Source organism: Streptomyces solincola, from assembly GCF_002982015.1.
GTDB lineage: Bacteria > Actinomycetota > Actinomycetes > Streptomycetales > Streptomycetaceae > Streptomyces > Streptomyces solincola.
Genome location: NZ_PVLV01000477.1, coordinates 1 through 4,264 on the forward strand (window position 1 = coordinate 1; position 4,264 = coordinate 4,264).

Genomic DNA, 4,264 nt, shown 5'->3' on the forward strand with positions numbered 1-4,264 from the left:
GCCGTCGACGGACTCACCCAGGTCACCGTGGACACCGCGGACGGGGCGGGTCGCGCCGTCCGCGGTGTCCACGGTGACCTGGGTGAGTCCGTCGACGGCCTGGTGGCTGGTGAGGACGGTGCCGTGGTGGTCGGCGACGAACCCGGCGCCGCGCAGCCGGCCCGCGGGGTCGCGGATCAGCACCGGTTCGGGGTGGTCGAGGGCCGTTTCGGCGGTCTCCTCGGTGGTCCCGGCCGGCTGCGTCCGGTGCGCGCGTTGCATGCTCCGACGGTAGGCGGCGGCTGATCACCGGATGAAGCGCGGAAGGCGAACGCGCCCCCTGGTGCGACCCCTGTTCACTCCGAGCGCCCGGCCGAACGGGTGACTTCCGGGCGGGAAGTGGACAGCCTGTACCCGGGGGGACCGTGGAGCGGGCCGGGAGCCGCCCGCCGGTACCGCTGCCCCGGGGGGGGCGCGGACCGGAAGGGGCACACCGCCCGCTCCACGACGACCGCCGGTGCGGCCGGTGGCTCAGCCGAAGACGGCGAGGCTCTTGGCCCGGCCGCCGCGCTCCTCGACCAGCGCCAGGAAGCGCCCGTCGGGGCCGAACACGGCCACCGGCGCGGAGCCGTGCGCCGGCATGTCGACGCGTACGCCGTTGAGCAGCAGCTTCGCCCGCCGCTCGTCCACGTCCCAGCGGGGGAACGCGGCGGCCGCGGCCTCGGCGATCGGCATCACGGTCAGCTCCTCCTGGAGCTGGTCCAGGGTGCGGGCCGCGTCCAGCTTGTAGGGGCCGACGCGGGTGCGGCGCAGCGCGGTGAGGTGCCCGCCGACGCCCAGGGAGGCGCCCAGGTCGCGGGCGAGCGCGCGGATGTACGTACCGGAGGAGCAGACCACCGAGACGACCAGGTCGACCACGGGTGTGCCGTCCTCGGCGACCGCTTCGCGCATGTCGTACACCCGGAAGGAGGAGACGGTGACCGGGCGGGCGGGGATGTCGAACTCCTCGCCGCCGCGCACCCGGGCGTAGGACCGCTTGCCGTCGATCTTGATGGCGCTGACCTTGGACGGCACCTGCATGATGTCGCCGGTCAGTTCGGCGACGCCGGCGTCCACGGCCTCGCGGGTGACCGCGGAGGCGTCCTTGGACGAGGTGGTCTCGCCCTCGGCGTCGTCGGTGACGGTGTCCTGGCCGAGCCGGATGGTGCCCAGGTACTCCTTCTCGGTCAGCGCGAGGTGGCCGAGGAGCTTGGTGGCCTTCTCGACGCCGAGGACGAGGACCCCGGTCGCCATGGGGTCGAGGGTGCCGGCGTGGCCGACGCGCCGGGTGCGGGCGATGCCGCGCATCTTGGCGACGACGTCGTGCGAGGTGAACCCCGACGGCTTGTCGACGATGACCAGGCCGTCGGGGGTCGTGGTGGGGCGGTTCATGCGGAGGCGCCGCCGCCTTCGCCGTCCTCGCCGTCCTCGGACTCCGGCTTGCGGTACGGGTCGGCGTCACCGGCGTAGGTCTTGCCGGTGGACACCTCGCGGACCTCGGCGTCCCGGGAGCGCGCCTTGTCGAGGAGGTCCTCGATGGTGCGGGCGTTGTCCGGCAGGGCGTCCGGCACGAACGTCAGGCTGGGCGCGAAGCGGACGCCGGTCTGGCGGCCCACCTCCGAGCGGAGGATGCCCTTGGCGGACTCCAGCGCGGCCGCGGAGGCGGCGCGCTCCTCCTCGTCGCCGTAGACCGTGTAGAAGACCGTGGCCTCCCGCAGGTCGCCGGTGACCCGGGCGTCCGTGATCGTCACGAATCCCAGTCGGGGGTCCTTGATACGCCGGTCCAGGGTCTCCGCGACCACGACCTGGATGCGATCGGCGAGCTTGCGGGCCCGCGCGTTGTCGGCCACCGGTCCATCTCCTCTTCAGTGTTTCCGTGCTGCTGTTCACTCGTCGTCGGTGTGCATGCGCCGCCGTACGGACAGCAGCTCCACCTCGGGCCGGGCGGCCACCATGCGCTCGCACCGGTCCAGTACCTCGGTCAGGTGCCCCACATCGCCGGAGACCAACGCCACGCCGATCTCGGCCCTGCGGTGGAGGTCCTGCACGCCGGTCTCCGCCGCGCTGACCGCGTACTTGCGGTGCAGCTCGGCGACGATCGGCCGGACGAGGGAGCGCTTCTCCTTCAACGACCGTACGTCGCCGAGGAGCAGATCGAAGGACAGGGTCCCCACATACATGCGCGACCGGATCACCCGCCGGTTCGGGTTCGTGTGCCCCGCCGCAGGTCGGCCGGGCGCGGCGCCCCGCCGGTGACCGGCGGGACACTCGAACCGTACACGCAACGGCCGGGGCCGATCGACGGAAATACACTCCGCCGACCGGCCCCGGTCCGGCTCACGCGTCAGACGCGCGGCTTCTCGCGCATCTCGTACGTCGCGATGACGTCGTCGACCTTGATGTCGTTGAAGTTTCCGAGGTTGATACCGCCCTCGTAGCCTTCGCGGATCTCGGTGACGTCGTCCTTGAAGCGGCGCAGACCCTCGATGTTGAGGCTCTCCGCGATGACCTTGCCGTCGCGCAGGAGGCGGGCCTTGGTGTTGCGGCGCACCTCGCCGGAGCGGATGAGGACACCCGCGATGTTGCCCAGCTTGGACGAGCGGAAGACCTCGCGGATCTCCGCCGTACCGAGCTCGACCTCTTCGTACTCCGGCTTGAGCATGCCCTTGAGGGCCGCCTCGATCTCCTCGATGGCCTGGTAGATCACCGAGTAGTAGCGGACGTCGACGCCCTCGCGCTCCGCCATCTGCGCGGCACGGCCGGCCGCGCGGACGTTGAAGCCGATGACGATGGCGTCGGAGCCCATCGCCAGGTCGATGTCGGACTCCGTGACCGCACCGACGCCGCGGTGCAGGACCCGGATGTCGACCTCTTCGCCGACGTCGAGCTGGAGCAGCGAGGACTCCAGCGCCTCGACCGAACCGGAGGCGTCACCCTTGATGATGAGGTTGAGCTCCTGGATCTGGCCGGCCTTGAGCACCTTGTCGAGGTCCTCGAGGGACACCCGGCGGGTGCGCTTGGCGAAGGCGGCGTTGCGCTCGCGCGCCGCGCGCTTCTCGGCGATCTGGCGGGCCGTGCGGTCCTCGTCGACGACGAGGAAGTTGTCGCCGGCGCCCGGGACGTTGGTGAGGCCCAGGACCAGGACGGGGGTCGACGGAGTGGCCTCCGCGACGTTGTTGCCCTTGTCGTCGAGCATCGCCCGGACGCGGCCGTAGGCGTCGCCGGCGACGATGGTGTCGCCGACCCGCAGGGTGCCGCGCTGGACCAGGATCGTGGCGACGGCGCCGCGGCCCTTGTCCAGGTGGGACTCGATCGCGATGCCCTGCGCGTCCTGCTCCGGGTTGGCCCGCAGGTCCAGCGCCGCGTCGGCGGTGAGGACCACGGCCTCCAGCAGGCTGTCGATGTTGAGACCCTGCTTGGCGGAGATGTCGACGAACATGGTGTCGCCGCCGTACTCCTCGGCCACCAGCCCGTACTCGGTGAGCTGGCCGCGCACCTTGGTCGGGTCGGCGCCCTCGACGTCGATCTTGTTGACCGCGACGACGATCGGGACGTCGGCCGCCTTGGCGTGGTTCAGCGCCTCGACGGTCTGCGGCATCACGCCGTCGTTCGCCGCCACCACGAGGATCGCGATGTCGGTGGACTTCGCACCACGGGCACGCATGGCGGTGAACGCCTCGTGACCGGGGGTGTCGATGAACGTGATGCGGCGTTCCTGGTCGTTGACCTCGGTCGCGACCTGGTAGGCGCCGATGTGCTGGGTGATGCCGCCGGCCTCGCCCGCGACCACGTTGGTCTTGCGGATGGCGTCCAGCAGTCGCGTCTTGCCGTGGTCGACGTGACCCATGACGGTCACCACCGGCGGACGCGGCTCCAGGTACTCCTCGCCGCCCTCGTCCTCGCCCCACTCGAGGTCGAAGGACTCCAGCAGCTCGCGGTCCTCCTCCTCGGGGCTGACGATCTGAACGGTGTAGTTCATCTCGCCGCCGAGCAGGTGCAGCGTCTCGTCGGAGACCGACTGCGTGGCCGTGACCATCTCGCCGAGGTTCATCATCACCGCGACGAGCGACGCCGGGTTGGCGTTGATCTTCTCGGCGAAGTCGGTGAGGGAGGCACCACGCGACAGACGGACGGTCTCGCCGTTGCCGCGCGGCAGCATCACGCCGCCGACCGACGGGGCCTGCATGGCCTCGTACTCCTGGCGCCTCTGCCGCTTCGACTTGCGACCGCGACGGGCGGGCCCGCC

The 4,264-nt window shown here is 71.4% G+C and carries 5 protein-coding genes; all 5 read right to left on the reverse strand.

Annotation, left to right across the window (positions count from 1 at the left end; genetic code table 11):
- The coding region (locus tag C6N75_RS24965; RefSeq protein ID WP_146132666.1) for a hypothetical protein at positions 1 to 261 on the reverse strand (261 nt) is incomplete at its 3' end.
- A gap of 249 nt (positions 262 to 510) precedes the next feature.
- On the reverse strand, positions 511 to 1,410 hold the full coding sequence (gene truB, locus C6N75_RS24970; RefSeq protein WP_105871146.1) for a tRNA pseudouridine(55) synthase TruB: 900 nt from the start codon (positions 1,408 to 1,410) through the stop codon (positions 511 to 513).
- Positions 1,407 to 1,868, reverse strand: coding sequence for a 30S ribosome-binding factor RbfA (rbfA, locus tag C6N75_RS24975; RefSeq protein WP_105871147.1), 462 nt, complete (start codon positions 1,866 to 1,868; stop codon positions 1,407 to 1,409). Before rbfA ends, truB begins: the two co-directional genes overlap by 4 nt.
- A gap of 36 nt (positions 1,869 to 1,904) precedes the next feature.
- Positions 1,905 to 2,198 carry a DUF503 domain-containing protein gene (locus tag C6N75_RS24980; RefSeq protein WP_105871148.1) on the reverse strand — a complete coding sequence of 98 codons (294 nt, stop codon included), beginning with the start codon at positions 2,196 to 2,198 and terminating at the stop codon, positions 1,905 to 1,907.
- A gap of 164 nt (positions 2,199 to 2,362) precedes the next feature.
- Positions 2,363 to 4,264: translation initiation factor IF-2 (gene infB / locus C6N75_RS24985; protein WP_105871149.1), on the reverse strand; the 1,902-nt coding region annotated here is incomplete at its 5' end.